Annotated in this window: 23 protein-coding genes; 14 read left to right on the top strand and 9 right to left on the bottom strand. The window is 65.8% G+C overall.

Annotated features, from left to right (window positions below):
* Positions 1-61 precede the first annotated feature (61 nt).
* Positions 62-1,054: a tripartite tricarboxylate transporter substrate binding protein gene (locus JL37_RS15800; RefSeq protein ID WP_043545244.1), complete on the bottom strand. Its 993-nt coding sequence runs from the start codon at positions 1,052-1,054 to the stop codon at positions 62-64.
* Positions 1,055-1,305: 251 nt separating this feature from the next.
* Between JL37_RS15800 and JL37_RS15805 the strand changes: the two genes are divergently transcribed.
* A complete protein-coding gene (locus tag JL37_RS15805) occupies positions 1,306-2,211 on the top strand; it encodes a PhzF family phenazine biosynthesis protein (RefSeq protein ID WP_043545245.1) in 906 nt (301 codons plus the stop codon).
* 266 nt (positions 2,212-2,477) lie between these two features.
* Entirely contained in the window at positions 2,478-2,912 is a 435-nt protein-coding gene (locus tag JL37_RS15810; RefSeq protein WP_043545246.1) for a GNAT family acetyltransferase, read from the top strand.
* Between the two features lie 30 nt (positions 2,913-2,942).
* Here JL37_RS15810 and JL37_RS15815 read toward each other — a convergent pair whose 3' ends face one another.
* Positions 2,943-3,896 carry a succinylglutamate desuccinylase/aspartoacylase family protein gene (locus tag JL37_RS15815; RefSeq protein WP_043545248.1) on the bottom strand — a complete coding sequence of 318 codons (954 nt, stop codon included), beginning with the start codon at positions 3,894-3,896 and terminating at the stop codon, positions 2,943-2,945.
* 73 nt (positions 3,897-3,969) lie between these two features.
* Positions 3,970-4,215 carry a hypothetical protein gene (locus JL37_RS30515; protein WP_156124323.1) on the bottom strand — a complete coding sequence of 82 codons (246 nt, stop codon included), beginning with the start codon at positions 4,213-4,215 and terminating at the stop codon, positions 3,970-3,972.
* On the opposite strand from JL37_RS30515, the gene JL37_RS15820 reads away from it, so the two are divergent.
* Positions 4,214-4,807: a YSC84-related protein gene (locus tag JL37_RS15820; RefSeq protein ID WP_043545770.1), complete on the top strand. Its 594-nt coding sequence runs from the start codon at positions 4,214-4,216 to the stop codon at positions 4,805-4,807. The two genes, JL37_RS30515 and JL37_RS15820, sit on opposite strands and share 2 nt — an antisense overlap.
* A 74-nt stretch (positions 4,808-4,881) precedes the next feature.
* Here the strand turns inward: JL37_RS15820 and JL37_RS15825 are convergent, their stop codons facing one another.
* Complete coding sequence (locus JL37_RS15825; protein ID WP_043545249.1) at positions 4,882-5,115, bottom strand: hypothetical protein; 234 nt, start codon at positions 5,113-5,115, stop codon at positions 4,882-4,884.
* A gap of 112 nt (positions 5,116-5,227) precedes the next feature.
* Positions 5,228-5,698: an Lrp/AsnC family transcriptional regulator gene (locus JL37_RS15830; protein ID WP_043545250.1), complete on the bottom strand. Its 471-nt coding sequence runs from the start codon at positions 5,696-5,698 to the stop codon at positions 5,228-5,230.
* A 160-nt stretch (positions 5,699-5,858) separates the two neighbouring features.
* Here JL37_RS15830 and JL37_RS15835 point away from each other — a divergent pair, with 160 nt between their 5' ends.
* The 6 genes from JL37_RS15835 to JL37_RS31065 all read left to right on the top strand — a co-directional run bounded on the left by JL37_RS15835 (position 5,859) and on the right by JL37_RS31065 (position 10,060).
* Positions 5,859-6,770 carry a DMT family transporter gene (locus JL37_RS15835; protein ID WP_043545251.1) on the top strand — a complete coding sequence of 304 codons (912 nt, stop codon included), beginning with the start codon at positions 5,859-5,861 and terminating at the stop codon, positions 6,768-6,770.
* Positions 6,771-6,867: 97 nt separating this feature from the next.
* Entirely contained in the window at positions 6,868-7,614 is a 747-nt protein-coding gene (locus JL37_RS15840) for a sulfite exporter TauE/SafE family protein (RefSeq protein ID WP_043545252.1), read from the top strand.
* Between the two features lie 81 nt (positions 7,615-7,695).
* Complete coding sequence (locus JL37_RS15845; protein WP_043545254.1) at positions 7,696-7,920, top strand: hypothetical protein; 225 nt, start codon at positions 7,696-7,698, stop codon at positions 7,918-7,920.
* A 353-nt stretch (positions 7,921-8,273) separates the two neighbouring features.
* On the top strand, positions 8,274-8,486 hold the full coding sequence (locus tag JL37_RS15850) for a hypothetical protein (RefSeq protein ID WP_006218759.1): 213 nt from the start codon (positions 8,274-8,276) through the stop codon (positions 8,484-8,486).
* A 148-nt stretch (positions 8,487-8,634) separates the two neighbouring features.
* Positions 8,635-9,741 (top strand): AGE family epimerase/isomerase, encoded by a 1,107-nt coding sequence (locus JL37_RS15855; RefSeq protein WP_043545773.1) that lies wholly within the window; start codon positions 8,635-8,637, stop codon positions 9,739-9,741.
* Positions 9,742-9,844: 103 nt separating this feature from the next.
* Complete coding sequence (locus tag JL37_RS31065) at positions 9,845-10,060, top strand: hypothetical protein (RefSeq protein ID WP_081955082.1); 216 nt, start codon at positions 9,845-9,847, stop codon at positions 10,058-10,060.
* Positions 10,061-10,166: 106 nt separating this feature from the next.
* Here the strand turns inward: JL37_RS31065 and JL37_RS15860 are convergent, their stop codons facing one another.
* A complete protein-coding gene (locus JL37_RS15860; protein WP_043545255.1) occupies positions 10,167-11,102 on the bottom strand; it encodes a LysR substrate-binding domain-containing protein in 936 nt (311 codons plus the stop codon).
* A 113-nt stretch (positions 11,103-11,215) separates the two neighbouring features.
* Here JL37_RS15860 and JL37_RS15865 point away from each other — a divergent pair, with 113 nt between their 5' ends.
* The 3 genes from JL37_RS15865 (at position 11,216) to JL37_RS15875 (ending at position 13,439) form a co-directional block, all read left to right on the top strand.
* A complete protein-coding gene (locus JL37_RS15865; protein WP_043545256.1) occupies positions 11,216-12,205 on the top strand; it encodes a tripartite tricarboxylate transporter substrate binding protein in 990 nt (329 codons plus the stop codon).
* A 2-nt stretch (positions 12,206-12,207) separates the two neighbouring features.
* Positions 12,208-13,077 carry an N-formylglutamate amidohydrolase gene (locus JL37_RS15870; protein ID WP_043545257.1) on the top strand — a complete coding sequence of 290 codons (870 nt, stop codon included), beginning with the start codon at positions 12,208-12,210 and terminating at the stop codon, positions 13,075-13,077.
* Between the two features lie 71 nt (positions 13,078-13,148).
* Positions 13,149-13,439 carry a hypothetical protein gene (locus JL37_RS15875; RefSeq protein ID WP_043545259.1) on the top strand — a complete coding sequence of 97 codons (291 nt, stop codon included), beginning with the start codon at positions 13,149-13,151 and terminating at the stop codon, positions 13,437-13,439.
* 12 nt (positions 13,440-13,451) lie between these two features.
* Here JL37_RS15875 and JL37_RS15880 read toward each other — a convergent pair whose 3' ends face one another.
* A complete protein-coding gene (locus JL37_RS15880) occupies positions 13,452-14,294 on the bottom strand; it encodes a LysR family transcriptional regulator (protein ID WP_043545777.1) in 843 nt (280 codons plus the stop codon).
* Positions 14,295-14,400: 106 nt separating this feature from the next.
* On the opposite strand from JL37_RS15880, the gene JL37_RS15885 reads away from it, so the two are divergent.
* The gene (locus tag JL37_RS15885) at positions 14,401-15,411 is read left to right on the top strand and encodes a bile acid:sodium symporter family protein (protein ID WP_043545261.1); all 1,011 of its coding nucleotides are present in this window, start codon (positions 14,401-14,403) and stop codon (positions 15,409-15,411) included.
* Here the strand turns inward: JL37_RS15885 and JL37_RS15890 are convergent.
* Together JL37_RS15890 and JL37_RS15895 are read right to left on the bottom strand one after the other, a co-directional pair.
* Entirely contained in the window at positions 15,360-15,749 is a 390-nt protein-coding gene (locus JL37_RS15890; protein WP_081955083.1) for a Rieske (2Fe-2S) protein, read from the bottom strand. The genes JL37_RS15885 and JL37_RS15890 overlap by 52 nt on opposite strands.
* 51 nt (positions 15,750-15,800) lie before the next feature.
* The gene (locus JL37_RS15895; RefSeq protein ID WP_043545262.1) at positions 15,801-17,606 is read right to left on the bottom strand and encodes an ABC transporter ATP-binding protein/permease; all 1,806 of its coding nucleotides are present in this window, start codon (positions 17,604-17,606) and stop codon (positions 15,801-15,803) included.
* Positions 17,607-17,926: 320 nt separating this feature from the next.
* Here JL37_RS15895 and JL37_RS15900 point away from each other — a divergent pair, with 320 nt between their 5' ends.
* On the top strand, positions 17,927-18,760 hold the full coding sequence (locus tag JL37_RS15900; protein WP_043545264.1) for an aldo/keto reductase: 834 nt from the start codon (positions 17,927-17,929) through the stop codon (positions 18,758-18,760).
* The last annotated feature ends 38 nt before the right edge of the window (positions 18,761-18,798 follow it).

Consider the following 18,798-nt stretch of genomic DNA (forward strand, 5'->3'; position numbering starts at 1 on the left):
CCAGCGAAGAGCGGGACGGGCAGGGACGCCCTACGAGGCGTTCCTGCCCGTTTTCGCAGGATTACTTGCCGCCGTAGGCGACCACGATGCCGGCCCGCTGGGCGACTTCGCTCCAGCGTTTGAACTCCGCCGCCGAAAACGCCTGGAACTCCGCCGAGTTGCGCAGCTTGGGCTCGAACCCCGCGCCGATGATGCGGGCCTGGAATTCGGGCGTGGCAAGGCCGCTGACGATAGTCTGCGAAAGCTGGGCGATGATGGCGGGATCGACCTTGGCGGGGGCATACATGCCCAGCCAGCTGGTCACGTCGAAATCCTTCATGCCCTGCTGCTGCATGGTGGGCACGTCGGGCAACTGCCGCGCCCGGTAGGCGCTGGTGACGGCCAGGGCCTTCAGGCGCTTGCCTTCCACCATGGCCAGCGTCGGCGGAAGGTTCATGAAACAGATGTCCAGGTCGCCGTTGGCCGTGCCCAGCAGGGCGTCGGCCGCGCCCTTGTAGGGAACGTGGTCGAATTTCAGGCCGGTGCGCATGGCGAACAACTCCGCGGTCATCTGCGACGAGCTGCCGACGCCATTGCTGCCGTATAGCGGTTTGCGCTTGCTGGCGCGCAGGTATTCGACGAGTTCAGGCACCGAGTTGGCGGGGTGGTCGGTCCGCACCACCAGCGCGTTGACGAACTCCGCGACCTGGGCAATGGGCAGCAAGGCCGTGGGTATGTCCAGCGGAAGCCCGCGCAGCGTGGCGGGCGGCAGCACGTTGTGGCCGAGACCGCCTGTCGTCAGGGTGTAGCCGTCCGGCTTGGACGCGGCGGCGGCCTGCATGCCGATCACGCCGCCGGCGCCGGCGCGGTTCTCGATCACCACGCTCTGGCCGTACTTGGCGAACAGCAGGTCGCCGACCAGCCTGCCGGCAAGATCGGTCGCGCTTCCGGGGGTGGAAGAGACAATGATCTTGATCGTTCGGGACGGGTAGGGCCCGTCAAGGGCCCAGCCTCTGCCTGCCACGGCCAGGCCGGCCGCGGTTCCCATCAGTTTCAACGCGCTGCGACGTTTCATGACGACTTCCCCTTGGGTTGGTTTTGCTACACCACGTGCTGCTCCGATTCCTGGTTGCGACTTTGTACGATAAACATATTTATCGGAACGGTACGTGGAGCGCCTGGGCGTGGAAATTGCGGCTTACCCTAGGTGCGCCGCTTCCTGTTACGGCTCCGATTCCGCCGCTCTGTGTCTGGCGCGCAGGCCGTCTGTCCGGGCACACTTTTCCGGTCGCCGCGCCTTCCATGCGCGGTTAGAGAGGAAGTTCCATGCGCTACCGTTATGTCACCGCCGATGTTTTCACCAGCCGCGCGTATGGCGGCAATCCGCTGGCGGTCGTGCTCGACGCCCAAGGGCTCAGCGCCGCGCAGATGCAGCGCATCGCGCGCGAATTCAACTACTCGGAAACCAGCTTCGTCCTGCCTGCGCGGGACCCCGCCCACACCGCATGCGTGCGCATCTTCACGCCGGACCGGGAGGTTCCCTTTGCCGGGCATCCGAACGTGGGCACCGCGATCGTGCTCGCGCGCGAGTGGAGGGCGGCGGGCGGGACGGTGCCCGAAAGCCTTGTGTTCGAAGAAGAGGCGGGCCTGGTTCGCATAGCGCTCAAGGCTGGCGCGCAAGAGGCGCAGGAGGCGGAGCTGATCGCGCCCAGGCCGCTTGAGCGAGCAGGCGTGGCGCCGACAACGGCGGTGGCGCGGGCATTGACGCTCGACCCGGCGGATATCGATACGTCCGCGCATCCGCCTCAGGTCGTGTCGGTAGGGCTGACGTTTCTGGTCGTGCAACTGGCAAGCCGCGACGCATTGCGGCGCGCGGCGCCCGATGCGCAGGGCTACGCGGCCTTGCTGCCGCTGGATGGCGCCAAATCCATCTATGCCTACACCACGGACACCGAGGCCGAACCGGAGACCGACATCCAGGCCCGCATGTTCACCGGCCGCATGACGGAGGACCCGGCCACGGGCAGCGCGACGGCGGCCGTCACGGCGCTGCGCGCGGCCTTGCGCGGCGGCGGCCTGTTGCGTCTGCGCGTGGGCCAGGGTGTGGACATGGGCCGTGCCAGCCTGCTGTCCGCGCATGCCGAACCGCGGGCGGATGGAGTATGGGCAGGCGTGGCCGGCCAGGCCGTGGTAGTCATGGAGGGGACCTTGCCGGCGCCCGCCGAGGCCTGAAGGCTGCAACGCTTTGTTGGCGGCCGCGCGCGCCTCCTGTATGCTTGCGTTCATGGAAGCACCGCATTTCGCGCCGCCCGCCGGCGCCTTCAATCGACGAATCACTCGACGCTTGCGTTGAGTGGCTGGTCGCACCCGGGCGCTGATCCTTCAGCGCTTTTCCCGAAAGCCACGATGCTCCTCGTGGCTTTTGTGTTTTCGGTCCGTTCTTCCCGCTATCGAGGCGTATCGCAAGGCTTTCGTTTCCATCATCGAAGGAACGAAACATGAGCTCTCAAGACCTATCCATCCGGCCCTACCATTCTTCGGACGAGGCCGCGATCATCCAGCTGTGGCATGACTGCGGCCTGACGCGTCCGTGGAACGATCCGCGCAAGGACATCGCCCGCAAACTGATGGTGCAGTCCGAGCTGTTCCTGGTGGGCGAAACGGGAGGGGGGATCGTCGGGACGCTGATGGGCGGCTATGACGGCCACCGCGCCTGGATCAATTACCTGGCGGTTTCGCCGGCGCATCAGCGCCGGGGCTACGCGACCGCGCTCATGCGGGCCGTGGAGCGCAGGTTGCTGGAGATGGGATGCCCCAAGATCAATCTGTTGATCCGCTCCAGCAACGTCGCGGTGAAGGATTTCTATGGAACGCTGGGATTCCGGCAGGACGAAGTCATCAGCCTGGGCAAGCGCCTGATCCCGGATCATTGAAGGGCCGCGGCCCCAGGCGCTTGCCGGCAGTCAGACCGCCACGGTCAGGTACACCGCTTCGCGCCCGACGATGGGCATGCGCGTGGGCATGAAGATCGTGCAGTCGTCGCAGGGCGAGCGGATTTCCTCGGTGCCGTTCATGGCGATGAGTTCGCCCTTGGCGTAGGTCTCGAAGCCGATGACCGGTCGCGTGAAGGTGAAGTCCGCCGATTTCACCATGTGCACCTCCAGAAGCCGGTAGCGGCGCGGCGCCGGGGGCGGCGGCGTGCCCGCCGGCGTGTCGATCAGCCCCAGGTGCGCCAGGAATCGCAGCGTCACGTCGGTAGCCAGCGCGGCGGCGGACTGCGAGAAGTGCTGGCCGCATTCGACCACCAGCGAGCCGCCGCTGTCGGAGTCCGGATCGCCATGGCGGCCATAGCCCATGACGCCCGTGCCGGGAAATATGCCCGGAGGCATGACGAGGTGGACCTGCGGCGCGCCGACGGCGCTGGCGAGCGCGGTGTTGCGGTCCATTTCCGTATAGACCCAGAACGGCTGCACCGGGGCGCGCGTGGAGTGGATGTCCAGCACATAGTCGGCGGCGTCCAGCACGGGGCGCAGTTCCCGGGCGCGCCGCAGTTCGGGGCTGTCTTCCGGACCATCCAGCATGTCGGCCGACCAGATGCGGTTCAGGTTGTGCACCAGTTGGCGGTTTTCGTAGGGATTCTCGATGTCGAAGGCCTCGTAGGCCTCGACATGCGCGAAGCTGACCGTCAGCGTGCCGATCTTGGGCCGCACGCCGGTGTCAAGCAGATGGGCGGCGGCGACCATGCCGCAGATCTCGTTGCCATGCGTGATGGCGTTGATCAGCGCGTGCGGGCCAGGCAGGCCCGACTCGAAACGATGGACGTAGGGAATGCCTACATTGCCTTCGCGATAGGCCGCGAGGTTGCGCGGCAGGACTTCCAGCGGGGCGGTGTCGGGTTCGAAAGCGGGATTGTTCATGGGAGTAGGGCCTATTCAGGACGGATGCCGGCGCGGTCTATCAGATCTTTGTACAACGCCAGGCGCTCGGACGTCATGGTGGTGAACTGTTGGGGCGTCTGTTCTTTCGTCTCTTGCGGTGATTGCGTGTGTGGTCTAACTGGCGAAGAAGATTGCAGAACGAAATATAAGATGTATTGCGGCGGTTGCGCAGCGCCGCATAGACGGACGGAAACCGGCATCCGGCAGGTTTTGTTGCGTTTGGCACAATCGTGTGCCTTGCGTTGATGGATTTGCCCGGTACATTGGTGGAAGGTGCCATCAACAAGGAGAATTCCATGTTTGATTCTTTTCCTGTCTTGCGTCGCGCCGGCCTGGCTGCCGTGACGATCGGCGCGGCTGGCTTGCTGTTCGCCGGCTGCACCACCACCAGTCCCAAGTCCGCCGCAACCGCGTCCGAGCAGCGGCAATCGCTCAGCAGCGCGGCGGATGCGACGCTGGGCAAGCTCTACCAGGCCTCGCCCCAGTCCAAGGACCTGGTTGCGCGCGCGAAGGGCGTGCTGGTCTTTCCTGACGTGCTGAGCGGCAGCTTCATCGTCGGGGCGGAGCACGGCAAGGGCGTCCTGCGGGTTGGGGGCGCGAACGCCGGCTACTACAGCACGACGGCGGGTTCGATCGGCTTCCAGGCCGGCGCGCAATCCAAGGCGATGGTGTTGCTGTTCATGACTGACGAGGCGCTTAATAAATTCCGCAACAGCAGCGGCTGGACCGTGGGCGCCGACGCCACGGTCGCGGTCGTCAATATCGGCGCCAACGGGCGCATCGACACAAATACGGCGCAGCAGCCGATTGTGGGGTTCGTGATGAACAATGGCGGCCTGATGGCGGGCGTGTCGCTGGCCGGCACGAAGATCTCCAAGCTGGATCTCTGATCGCGCCCATCGGCAAAGCAAAACGCCGCGGATACGTCCGCGGCGTTTTGCTGTTCTGGCGCAATGCCGGTGGCTCAGCCGATCAGCGAATCGCCGTTGTCGCGCACCGCGCTTTCGCGCTGCATTTCGGCGGCTTCGATGTTCGGATCGAGGCCCCGCCAGCGTTTGATCCGGCCGCGGTCCGGTCCGGGTTCCCAGCCCAATAGGCCGTAGCGCGTGATTTCGGTTTCACCCGTATCGAATTCCACTTCGAAGTAGCCCTGACGATCGGGTAGCGTGCCGCCAGGGAACCAGTCGGTTTCAGGCATGGTTTGCTCCTTGCTAGACGATGGGAGGGGGCGGCGCGGGCCTGGCGGCCCGCGCGCGGCGCTTTCATTGTGGGCTGGGCCGGGCGTTCTCGCAAGCGGCGGGCGGGGAGGGTCAGGAGAGCGGCACCGCGGTTGTGTAGAGCACCTGCTTCAGCGCGAAGCTGGACCGGATGCTGGCCACCCCCGGAATGCGGGTGATGTGTTCGACGATGAGGCGCTCCAGCGCGTCGACATCGGGCACCAGGGCGCGGATCAGGTAGTCGGCGTCTCCCGACATCAGATAGCACTCCATGATTTCGGGCAGGACGGCGATTTCGCGTTCGAACACGTCCAGGGCGGCCTTGCGCTGCTTGTCCAGAGATATCTGGATGAACACATTGACCTTCAGGCCCAGCTTGCGCGCATTGAGCAGTGTGACGCGGCGGTCGATCAACCCTTCGGCTTCGAGCCGCCGCACCCGGGCCAGGCAAGGCGAGGCCGACAGGTTGACGCGTGCGGCCAGCTCGACATTGGTCAGGCGGGCATCGCGCTGGAGTTCGTTCAGGATGCGGATGTCAGTGGCGTCGAGGTTGATTTCCGGCATAAGTCACCTAGGCATCTTCAAGATGCAGTTCAGATGTGCTGAGTATGCCGGTTATCCAGGCTGAATGAGGTGAAATGTGCTGGGGTTTACCCTATAAACTGTTCCATCGTTTGGCCAATCGGCCAAAACGCAGAATATTCCTGTGGTTGGTTGGGTAGTAATGAGTCAGCGAAGTGTGTTGGGCAGGTTTTTGCCATTGATGGGCGCGGTGGCGATCTGGGGAGGCAACTGGCCCATCATGAAACTGGGGCTGGCGCATATGAGCCCGCTATGGCTGGCCGCCAGCCGCTTCGGATCCGCCGCCGCGATCAGCGTGCTGGTGCTGGGCCTGCTGGGGCGCCTGCGCCTGCCCACGCGGCAGGAGCTGCCGCTGGTGGCGGGCGTGGCGCTGCTGCAGATGGGCGCATTTACCGCGCTGGCGTTGTGGGCGATGCAATATGTGGCGCCCGGACGCGCGTCCGTGATTGCGTACGCCACCTCCATCTGGGTGATCCCGCTGTCGTCGCTGGTTCTCAAGGAGCGCCTGTCGATGGCGCAGTGGCTCGCGACGGCGTTGAGCTATGCGGGCATCGCCGTCATCGTGGCGCCGGCCTTCAGCCCATGGCAGGCGCATACCGTGATCGGGCTGGCGATGCTGCTGGGCGCGTCTTTCGCCTGGGCCTGCAACATCATCCAGTTGCGCGGCAACCGGCACGTCCGCCTGGGCGCCGACATGATCCCGTGGCAAACGGCCATCGCTGCGGCGCCGCTCGCGGCGCTTGCATGGATGCGCGACGGCGCGCCGGCGTTCCTTGGCGAGCCGCAAGCCTGGCCTGTGATCCTCTACACGGGGCCGCTGGCCACGGCGCTCACCTTCATCGTGGTGCTGGGCATGACGCAGAAGATGCCGCCGGCGGCGACCTCGATCGCGATGCTTTGCGTGCCGGTGATCGGGTTGCTCGTTTCTTCGCTGGCATTCGCCGAGCGCATCTCGGCCGACCTGGCGCTGGGCCTGGCCTTGATCGGCGCGAGCGTCGCCGCGTCCGCCGCCGCGGCGCGCCATAAGCGCCCGCTCTTGCTACGCCCCTCGTAGAACGCGCCCGGGGCCGTGTGTGGTCCCAATCGGTGTAAACAGGCCCTAGAATGGCATGCGCCGGGAGGGCCCGGCTTCATGCGGGCGTGCGGCGGAAATGGATTCTCTTTATGTGCTGGTCGTGGTGGGCGCCATGGCCGCGGGTTTCGTGCAAGGCCTTTCGGGCTTTGGCTTCGGCATGGTGGCCATGTCGTTCTGGGCATGGACGGTGGACCCGAAGCTTGCGGCCGCGATGGTGGTGTTCGGCGCCCTGACCGGGCAACTCCTGGCTGCGTTCACCGTGCGCCGCGGGTTCGCCGTGGGCCACTTGCTGCCCTTCGTCGCGGGCGGGCTGCTCGGCATACCGCTAGGCGTCAAGCTGCTGCCTCACCTGGATCCTCTGGTGTTCAAGACCTTCATCGGAGGGCTGCTGGCGATCTGGTGTCCGATCATGCTGTTCGCGGCCAAGCTGCCGCGTATCGCGTTGGGGGGACGCCTGGCCGACGGCGTGGTGGGCGCGGTGGGCGGGATCATGGGCGGCATCGGCGGATTCACGGGCGTGATTCCGACCTTGTGGTGCACCTTGCGCGGATTCGACCGTGACGTGCAGCGCGCGGTCATCCAGAACTTCAATCTGTCGATGCTGGTCGTGACCATGGCGAGCTATGTATTCACTGGCGTCGTCACCCGCGACATGCTGCCGCTGTTCGCGCTGATCGTGCCGGCGATGCTGCTTCCCACTCTTTGGGGCACGCGCGTCTACGTGGGCATCAGCGACGTGGCCTTCCGCCGCATCGTGCTGGGCCTGCTGACCGCGTCGGGTGTAGCCTTGCTGATATCGGCGGTTCCCAAGCTGCTGTCCTAGGCGCCGACACGGCCAAGGCGAGGCGCGCGGCCCGGGGGCGGCGCGCGTGCTATCGTTAGAAGGTTCTAAAGAGAGTCACGCATGGCATTGCATCGTTTCGAGAAGGGCGAATTGGGTCATTGGTTGCGGATCGTCGCTGACAACGGCGAGCCAGGCGCCGAGCAGACCGAGGTGCCCGAGCACGTAGCGACGGCGCTGGAGACCTTGCGTTGCATCCACGCCGGCGCCGATGGGCGCTGGCTCATTACGGACAAGGGCAGGCTTGCCCTGCGCATGGAAGAGCCGGGCGCCATCCATCTGAGATAGCTCCGTCGCCAACCCCGCAAGTCCTGCCGCCGGAGCGCGGCGCACGATCATCCCCAGGCATTCCGGCATTCTTGCCGCGTTTTGTTGCGCCTTGATCGTTTGGAAAGCCAGGTTTCGCACAATTTGCGAATGTTTTCGCAGTATTTCGCGCATTCGCGACTATTCGCGACAGAGTACGGGAATCTCCTGAGACGGAATGCGCGATTTGGTCGTTTTCCGCATATCGCCGGCGCCGCGCCGCCAGTAAGATGAACTTGCGTGACGTTTGCTGGTCTATTCATTTGCGCGGGAAAGCTGGTCCCGCAACGTCACGCGTGGTTCACGCGTTTAGGTAACCGACTGGGAGGTAGCACATGCAGCATCGTGACCAGGAAGTACTGATCGACGTTTCCACGGCGGCCATGGATACCGGCGGATATGGCGTTTTGCTGACGGTAACGGCCGAGGGCGGCACTGAAGTGGATGCCGCGTTCTCCCACTTGGGCAACTGCGCTTCGCTGGACGAAGCACGCGACCGCGCGGAAATCTTCGCGCAGAATTGGGTAGAGGAAAATATCTTCCGATAGGGCTTCCAGCCCTCGACGGAGTTGATCAGCAGGACCGGTCTGTGCGTGCATGATGCTTCGGAGAATGCTCAGCGGTTTGCGGCGAAAATTTCGGTTATCGTTGCTGCTCCAAAACCTGGGGCTCCGGCCGGGCATGCGCCGTTCCAAGATGACTGCCGCACAGACCACCACAAATCTCGCGGCGCATATACGCGCATTGCGCGAGCATTTCGATTCCGTCGTCCTGCCCATGTGGTCGGGGCAGGGCTTCAATTCCGCATTGGGTCTTCCTTTCGAATCGCTGGATTCGGCCACCGGGGCTCCGCTGCCGGCGGCGCGGTACCGCGCCATGGCCTGCGCGCGCCAACTGTATGTTTTTTCCGGGGCGCCGGGCGCCGCGGCAGGCAAGCATGCCGATGTTCTGTTCGAGTCGCTGCGCCGCGTATTCCGCAACGAAGCGCATGGCGGCTGGCGCTACAGCGTCGACGCCGAGGCGCGTCCGCTCGACGACACGCAGGACCTCTACACCCATGCATTCATCGTGCTGGCTTGCTCGGCCTATTTCCGCCGCAGCCGCAATGCCGACGCGCGCAAGCTCATGCTGGCCACCGCGTCGACCATCGAAGCGCGTTTCAAGACCGCCGATTCCCTGTACCACGCCGCGCTGAGCCCGGATATGGGCCAGGCGTTGCGCCCGCCCGCGCAGAACCCCATGATGCACCTGACCGAAGCGTATCTGGCGGCCGCGCAGGTAGCGGAACCGGCGCTGTTCGCACAGCATCTGCGCGGCCTGGCGCAAGGCATCAGCCATCATTTCGTGCACGCGCCCACGCAGTGCATTTCGGAAGAGCGGCAGGGCGGTGCAGGCAACCGCCTGGAGCCCGGGCACCAATTCGAGTGGCTATCGCTGGTGCAGGGGACGGCCCCGGTGTTCGAAGGCCTGGACCTGGCGGAATCCCTGCCGCGCGCGGTGCAGTGGTCCCGCAGCCGCGGGGTGGACGCCGGCGGCGTGGTGGCGGCCCTGGACGAGTCGGGCGCCGTCATCGATGACACGCGGCGGATCTGGGCCCAGACCGAATACCTGCGCGTGCTTGCGGTGCTGGGCGACCTGCCGGCGCTGGAAGCCGGCCTTGCCGTTTTCCGCGCCCGTTTCCTGCACCCGGGAGGGTGGCACGAATGCCTGGACGCGGACGGGGCCGTCGTGCGCGCAGACATGCCTTCGACCTCGCCGTATCACCTCGCTACCTGCATTTCGGCGTTGCCGGGCGTTGTTTAATTGCGGCGTTAACAATTTTTTGTGGCGTTATAGACATAAATTGATAGAAAAGCATTGGTGAAATCCCTTACAATTTAGTAACTATGTTTGTGGGGAAGCATCAATGAGCGTTATGTGCTTGGCTTGCCAACGCATTCACCCGGGGCTTGCTGGCGTTGCGCCGCACGCCCAACTCGGACATCAGGGATTCACCAATCCTACGCAGAAAGGGCGGGAAGAAAGCCGCGAAGACCATTTCCGCTGCTTGAATTGCGGCGCGAAGTGGCTGCGTGAAACCGACAAATGGGGTGTGGACCTGGGATTCAAGCTCGCGCCTTGAGCGTTGGGCGGCATCAGTAGAAACGGGCTCCGGAAGGAGCCTGTTTTATTTTGAATTATTTGTCCCGCATACCGGGAAACCATGTGTTTCCCGCGGCGGCCATGGATCAGGAAGCGGATCCCGCGGCCAGCACGTCGGGATCGCGGCCGGCGGTTTCCAGCAGCCATTGGCGGAAGCAGGCCAGCGCGTAGTGATCGCGGCGCTGGGCCGGGGCGCACAGGTGATAGCCGCGGGCAATGCGTATGGGCAGTTCGGGAAAAGGGGCCGCCACCCGCCCGGCAAGCAGATCGTCGCGCACCAGGCAGCGTTGCAGGACGGCAATGCCCATGTCGGCCATGACGGCGCGCACCAGTATGGATACCTGGTCGAATCCATTGGACAGCTTGACCGAGCCGCGCGCTACGCCGGCGGCGGCGAACCATTGCGCCCAGTTGTCTACGCCATTGGAGTGATACAGCAGCGCTTCGCCGAGCAGGCCGGCCGGTGTGCTCCAGAGGCCCTGGGCCCGGCGCGCCGCCAGGCGCCCGGGATGGCAGATCACGACCATTTCGCGGCCGATCACATAGTCGGCCTGCCATCCGGGCCATTGCTCGGGCGTGCCGGACAGGATGCTGGCGTCGGGCGTGGCGCCCGAGAAATCCTCGTTGCGGCGGTAGGCTGCGAAGCCGAGCTGGATGTCGGGGTGGCGCCGGTGGAAATCCGGCAGGCGCGGCACCAGCCAGGCGCTGGCCAGCGTGGGAACCGTGGATAGCGTGAGGCGCAGCCGGCGGTCGTCCGCACGCAATTCCGCGCTGAGCGCTTCGATCGCCTGCAAGGGCGCCAGCGCGCCGTCATAGAGCCGACGGCCGGTGTCGGTCAGGGTCAGGCCATGGGCGTTCCGATGCATCAACGGTTGGCCGAAATGGGCCTCCAGCCGGGAAATGGCCCGACTGACCGCGCCCTGCGTGACGCACAGGGTTTCGGCAGCCTGCGTGAAGCTGCCCAGGCGCGCCGCCGTTACGAAAGCATGCAGTTCGGACATGGATGGCGACTGCAGGCGCATCTCTAGCATGACCTTTGGTAATGAAAGAGTGCAATATAGTCGTTTGAAAGGGGACCGTAAAGTTTGGACACTGGCGGCCTTGTCGATTGACCTCAACTTTCGGAGCCATCCCCATGTCCCGCCGTCCTTCCGGCCGGTCCGCGCGCTTCGCGCTCGCCGGCCTGTTCGCCACCCTGACTCTCGCCGGCGCCGCCCAGGCCGCCGATTATCCTTCCCGCCCGATCAAGCTGGTGGTGCCGTTCGCGGCCGGGGGTTCGACGGACATCGTTGCCCGCCTGGTCGCCGAGTACGCCGGCCGTGACCTGAAGCAGACCATCGTGGTGGAGAACAAGGCCGGCGCGGGCGGTTCGCTGGGCATGGAGCAGGTGGCGCGCTCGACGCCCGACGGCTACACGATCGGCATGGCCACGATGAGCACGCACGGCTCGAATCCGGCCGTCTTCCGGAAGATGAACTACGACCCGGTCAAGGACTTCGTGCCGGTCGCCAACGTGGTGGCCGTGCCCAGCATTTTCGCGATCAATCCGCAGGTCCCGGCCAAGAACATGGCCGAGTTCGTGGCGCTGGCCAAGGCCGAGCCGGAGCGCTACAGCTTCGCCTCGCCCGGCGTGGGTTCGCTGGGCCACGTGAACATCGAGAACTTCATGATGCTGTCGGGCATCAAGCTGCTGCACGTGCCGTACCGCGGCGCGGGTCCGGCGTTGAACGACGTGATGGGCGGTCAGGTGGACGCGATCACCGACAACCTGTCCTCGACCCTGCCGCAGGTGCAGGGTGGCAAGCTGCGGCCGTTGGCCGTGCTGGGCATGGAGCGTTCGCCCCTGCTGCCGGACGTGCCCACCTATATCGAACTGGGTTACCCCGACATGGGCACAGGCGGCTGGTTCGGCCTGGTGGCGCCTGCCGGCACGCCGCAAGCCGTGGTCGACCGCCTGAACCAGGCCGTGCGCGCCGCGCAGCGGGATCCGGAGTTCCGCAAGAAGGCCGAGGACGTGGGTGGTACGCTGATGCCCACCACGCCCCAGGAATTCCAGGCGCAGATCGAACAGGCCCTGGCCCGCTACGCCAAAGTGGCCAAGACCGCGAACATTCAGGCAGATTGACGATGACACACGCCGACTTCGACGCAGTTTCCGTGCATGAGCCGGCAGGCCAGGCGTTGCCGCTGGTCTGCGATTCGCCGCATAGCGGCGAGCGCTATCCCGAGGATTTCGGGGCGGCGGCAAGCCTGGCCCAACTGCGCCAGGGCGAGGATACGCACGTGGACGAGTTGTGGTCGGCGGCGCCCGCGCTGGGCGCCACGTTGATCGCCGCGAATTTTCCGCGCGTCTATATCGATCCCAACCGGACCTTGCAGGACCTGGATCCGGAATTGTTGGCGGAGCCCTGGCCGGAAGCGCTGGATCCGGGCGAAAAGACCCGCCTGGGCAAGGGCCTGATCTGGCGCAGGATGGACAAGGCCACGCCGATCTACGACCGCAAGCTGACGCTGGCCGAAGTGCGGCACCGCATCCAGGCGTACTACCAGCCCTACCATGCGGCCTTGTCGGAGGCGATCGAGGGGGTGACCCGGCGATTCGGCGCGGTCTGGCATCTCAACCTGCATTCCATGCCCAACGACGCCTACGAACGGCTGGGCCGCAAGAGCGAGCATCCGCTGGCGGACTTCGTGCTGGGGGACCGCGACGGCACGACGTGCGAGCCCGAATTCATCGCCCTGATCGAAGCGGCGCTGCGCGACAAGGGCTATACGGTGGCGCGCAACGATCCCTACAAGGGCGTGCAGCTGATCGCGCAGATCGGCCAGCCGGCCCTGAACCGCCACAGCCTCCAGGTCGAGATCCGCCGTCCGCTGTATATGGACGAAGCCACGCGCGAGCGCAATTCGGGCTTCGCTTCGTTGCAGGCCGACCTGTCGGACGTGCTTGCGCAAGTGGCGGCATACGTGCGGGCGCGCCAGCCCGCGCAGGCTTAAGTTTCCAGATGGCGGGCCGTAGTCGGTAACAGAAGCCGCGCCGCTTTCGGGGGCGGCCAACCGGAGCCGCCATGGCTGAGAAGATCATCAACGGGTTCTCGGTGGTCGCTTACGCGACCCAGCCCGAAGGGCGCATTCCGCCGCGCGCTTTCCTGGAAACGCGAAAGCTCGGCCAAAAGGGCGCCGCGGAGCCTGCGGACGATGCCGAGGAAGGCGAGTCCGCGTCGAGCAGCCAGGTATTCGAGATCTTCGCGAGCCGCCGCTTCCGCAGCACCGTCGAAGCCATGTCGGCCGCGCGCAATGCGCTGGACTGCGTGGAAGCCGTGGATGCCGGAGGCGTGCCGGACCATCTGCCCGGATAGGTCGCGCCGGGCTCAGGTCAGCGTGCTGCGCATCAGGATGTCCGTCAGCGCGCGGGTAGGCCGGTTGGGCGCGGGCGCCGAGATAACGATGAATTCCACTTGCGGCAGCGCCGGCAGATGCGCGGCGCCCGCGGGCACCGCCAGCCCCGCGGTGGACAGGTGCGACGGTTGCACGGTTATGCCCAGGCCCGCGCGGGCGGCCGCCTGGCAGCCCGCGTAGCTGGTGCTGGTGCATACGATCTGCCAGCTGCGCCCCGCGCGCGCGAGGGCGTCCAGGGCCAGCGTGCGAGTGACGCTGGGCTCGCGCAGCAGAATCAGGGGCAGGGGAATGTCGGGCGCCACGCGCAGCCCTTCCTTCGCCTGCCACAGCAATGCTTCCTTGTGCAGGGTCTGGCCGCGGCGGTCGCCGCGGCGGCGCTTGCCGATCATGACGTCCAGCCCGTTGTCGTCCAACAGCTTGTAGAGCTCGCTGGTGACGCCGATGGTCAGGTCCAATTCCACCTCGGGGTGGGCCAGCCGGAAAGCCGCCAGCACGTCGGGCAAAGGTCCCATCGCCAGATCGTCCGAGGTGCCCAGGCGTACGCGTCCGCGCAGGCGCGGCGCGTCGAAAAGGCGTTCGGCCCGTTCATGGGCGTCCAGGATGATCTCTGCATGCACGAGCAGGCTGCGGCCATCGTTGGTCAAGGCGAGGGAATGCGTGTCGCGCAGGAACAGGCGGCGGTTCAGCGCCGACTCCAGTTGGCGGATGTGCTCGCTGACGGTGGGCTGCGTCAGGCCTAGGCGCCGGGCGGCTTCGGTGAAGCTGGGGGCCGCCGCCGCGGCGGCGAAGGTTTTGAGCCATAAAGGATTGAGCATGGGGCCTGTCATAGGATATTCCGATGACAGTTAAAGTAACCAGTGGCCTTCACGATGACAAGCCGCGCGCCTATAGTTTTCCGCAAGCTCTCCGGAAATCCCTGCCATGCGCCGCTTTCTCCCCGACCAGTTCACGCTCATCCTGATCGCCACCGTAGTGTTCGCCAGTTTCTTCCCGGCCGTGGGCAAGGGGGCTTCGTTCATGATGGTGGCCAGCAACGTGGCGATTTCGCTGCTGTTCTTCCTGCATGGCGCGCGCCTGTCGATGGACGCCATCGTGGCCGGCGTGAAAGACGTGCGCCTGCACGCGCTGATCCTGGCCTGTACCTTCCTGCTGTTCCCCGCGTTGGGGCTGGGTCTGCGTGCGCTGTTTCCCGGCCTGCTGGCGCCGTCGCTATGGCTGGGCGTGCTGTTCGTCTGCACCTTGTCCTCTACGGTGCAGTCTTCCATCGCCTTGACGTCCATGGCTCGCGGCAATATCCCGGGCGCGATCTGCGCGGCTACCGCTTCGAACCTGCTGGGGACCGTGCTGACGCCGCTGCTGGTGGCGGTGCTGCTGAACCGCCAGGGCGAAGGGCATGGCCTGGCCGATGCCGGCCGCATTCTGCTGCAGCTGCTGCTGCCGTTCGCGGTGGGCAGCCTGTTGCGGCCATGGATCGGCGCCTGGGCCCAACGCAATAGCCGCACGCTGGCGAAAGTGGACCGCAGTTCCATCCTGCTGGCCGTCTACACCGCGTTCAGCGAAGCCGTGACGCAAGGAATCTGGCACGCCTTCCCGGCTATCGACATGGCTTCGATGGTGCTGGTGAATGCCTTGCTGCTGGGCTCGGCCTTGCTGATCACGACCTGGGGCGCGCGCAAGCTCGGCTTGTCCAAGGAGAACGAGATCACCCTGGTTTTCTGCGGATCCAAGAAGTCGCTGGCGTCGGGCATTCCCCTGGCCACCGTTCTGTTCGGCACCTCGCAGATGGGAGTGGTGGTGCTGCCGCTGATGATCTTCCACCAGATGCAGCTGATGGTGTGCGCGGTGCTGGCGCGCCGCTATGCGGAACGCCCGGCCGAGGATCAGGCCGCCGCGTCTTCCAGCGGGCGGATCTTGCCGGCGGGCCGCCAGTAGACGGCGCCGTCGCGCTCTTCGACCGACAGCGCGGTCAGGCGGCCGTTCTTGCAGGGGCCGCCCACGCACAATCCGGTGTCCGGCTCGTAGGTGGCGCCGTGGCGCGCGCACATGATCAGGTCGCCGGCCCGGGTGAAGAAGCTGCTTTCCCAATCCAGTTCCACGCCGACGTGGGCGCAGCGGTTCAGATACCCGTGCACACGGTCCTGGTAGCGTACGAAGAACGCGGTGGTGCGCCCCGATCCGTCGGAGACGGGGATTTTCACGCCCAGGCCGCCATTGACGAGGTCGTGGGCGGCGCAGACGCGGACTTCAGGGGCGGCGGAGATGTCCTGCATGGGAGGCCTGGAAATCAAAGGGTGCGATAGTCGTGCAAGGCGGCGGCCTTGTCAATCCGCCGGCTCGGCCTGGGCGCGTTCCTGCTGGCGGGCCCACATGCCGGCGTAGACGCCGCGCTGCGCGAGCAGGTCCATGTGGCGGCCGCGCTCGATGATGCGGCCCTCCGCCAGCACGATGATCTCGTCGGCGTCCGCCACGGTGGACAGCCGGTGGGCGATGATCAGCGTGCTGCGGCCCTGGCTGACTTCGCGCAGATTGGCCTGGATCTCGCGTTCCGTATGCGTGTCCAGGGCGCTGGTGGCTTCGTCGAACAGGAAGATTGCGGGGTTCTTGAGCAGGGTGCGCGCGATCGCCACGCGCTGCTTTTCACCGCCGGACAGCTTCAGGCCGCGTTCGCCCACCATGGTCTGGTAGCCGTCGGGCATGGCCATGATGAGGTCGTGGATGTGTGCCAGGCGGGCCGCCGCCTCGATTTCCGCATCGCCGGCGTCCGGGCGGCCGTAGCCGATGTTGTAGCGGATGGTGTCGTTGAACAGCACCGTATCCTGCGGCACCACGCCGATCGCCGCCCGCAGGCTGGCCTGCGTGACGTTGCGCGCGTCCTGTCCGTCGATGAGTATGGCGCCGCCGTCGGCGTCGTAGAAGCGGAACAGGAGGCGCGCGATGGTGGATTTTCCGGCGCCCGAGGTGCCCACGACGGCCACGGTCCTGCCGGCGGGGATCGTAAAGCTCACTCCCTTGAGGATCGGCCGGCGGGCGTCATACCCGAAGCGCACGTCGCGGAACTCCACCTCGCCGCCCGTCACGCGCAGGGGATGGGCGTGCGGCCGGTCGGCCACTTCGCGGTCCTGGCCCAGCAGTTCGAACATGCGCTCCATGTCGACCATGGCCTGCTTGATCTCGCGGTAGATGAAGCCGAAGAAACTCAGCGGGGAATAGAGCTGCAGCAGATAGGTGTTGACCAGGACGAAATCGCCCAGCGTGTAGCGGCCCTCGGCTATCCCCGTGGCGGCCATCCACATGACGAGCGTCAGCCCCGCGGAAATGATCGCGGCCTGGCCTATGTTAAGTATCGACAGGCTCACCTGGCTGCGCACGGCCGCGCGCTCGTATCGTGTCAGGGATGCGTCGTAGCGGCGGGCTTCGTGCTCTTCGTTGCCGAAATACTTGACCGTCTCGTAGTTCAGCAGGCTTTCGATGGCCTTGGTGTTGGCCTCCGAATCGGTCTCGTTCATCTGGCGGCGGAACTTGGTCCGCCATTCCGTGACGATGAGGGTGTACGCCATGTACAGGATGACGGTCGTGCCGGTGGCAAGGGCCAGCCAGGCGTCGAACATCTTCCACAGCACGACGCAGACCAGCCCGATTTCGAAGAAGGTGGGCAGGATGTTGAAGAGCAGGAACGACAGCAGCGTCTGGATGCCCTTGGTGCCGCGTTCGATGGCGCGGTTCAGGCCGCCGGTCTGGCGCGCCAGGTGAAAACGCAGCGCCAGCGCATGCAGGTGTTTGAAGATCTGCAGGCCCACTGCGTGGATGGCGTGCTGGCCGACGCGGGCGAATATGGCGTCGCGCAATTCGGAAAACAGCAGGGAGAACACCCGGGCGGTGCCGTAGGCCAGGATCAGTCCCAGGGGCACGGTGACGGTTCCGGGCGCGCCCTTGCCCAGTTCGTCCACGGCCTGCTTGTACAGCAGGGGAACGTAGACGGTGGCCGCCTTGGCGGCGAACAGGCACAGCAGCGCCGCGACCACCCGGGCCTTCAGGCCAGTCCTGCCAGGCGGCCACAGGTAGGGGAAGAGCGTGCGCAGCGTGTGGAGATTGCCGCGGTTCTTGGGCCGCGTTTCAGGAGGATTCATGGGGCGGAAAGGGGTAGGTTGCGCAGGGCCGGCGGCGTGGCGGCGGGCCGGATGAACGGCATTATCGGGCACTGGCCGCAATCCTGCCCGGAGGGGGGCTGGCCGGGCGGAGACGGCCGTAGGGGTATCATCGGGATCATGGCCCCGGGCATGGCAAGGCCCTTCCGGCGGCTTTCAATCCGGTATCGCGACACGGGCGCAGCCTGACGGGCCCGCTTTTTTACTGTTCCAACCAAGGATTGAGCCTGGCTGCCCCTTGGTTGCGCGATCTGGCGCGTATTCGCCGCGCTTGCGTCGCGTTGCAAGCTACGGAGGGTCTTATGGCGAAGGTACCCGCAGTGAAATTGAATGACGGCGGCAAGATTCCGCAGCTGGGCCTGGGTGTTTGGCAGGTGCCCGACGAGCAGGCGTCCTCCAGCGTGAAAGAGGCGCTGGCGGCAGGCTACCGCTCTGTGGACACGGCGGCCATCTACGGGAACGAGGCCGGCGTGGGCGCGGGCTTGCGCGCCTCCGGCGTGGCGCGCAAGGATCTGTTCATCACGACCAAGCTCTGGAACGACAGGCACGGCTATGACGACGCCCACAAGGCCATGGACGAGAGCCTCGGGAAGCTGGGCCTGGCATACGTGGACCTGTACCTGATCCACTGGCCGGTGGCCGGCAGCGAGAAGTTCCTGGACGCATGGCGGGCCATGATCGAGATGAAGGAAGACGGCCGGGCGCGCTCGATCGGCGTATCCAATTTCACGCAGGCCAACCTGGAGCGGCTGATCGACGCGTCCGGCGTCGTGCCGGCAGTGAACCAGATCGAATTGCACCCGGGCTTCGCGCAGCGGGACTTGCGGGCCTTCCATGCCAGGCACGGTATCGCGACGGAATCCTGGAGCCCCCTGGCCCAGGGCGGGGTCGCGAAGGACAAGACCATCCTGGAGCTGGCGCAGAAGCACGGCAAGTCGCCCGCCCAGGTGACGCTGCGCTGGCACTTGCAGAGCGGTCTGATCGTGATTCCGAAGTCGGTCACGCCGGCCCGCATCCGCGAGAACATCGACGTTTTCGACTTCGAGCTGTCGGCGGCGGACATGGCGGCCATCGACGGCATCCCGGACGGCAAGCGCCTGGGGCCCGATCCGGAAACGTTCGCGTTGGGCGGGTGAGGCGCATGGGTTGCGCGCGCTGGAGGCCGGCGTTCTAG

The sequence above is a fragment of the Achromobacter sp. RTa genome (genome assembly GCF_000757485.1).
Lineage (GTDB): Bacteria > Pseudomonadota > Gammaproteobacteria > Burkholderiales > Burkholderiaceae_B > Achromobacter.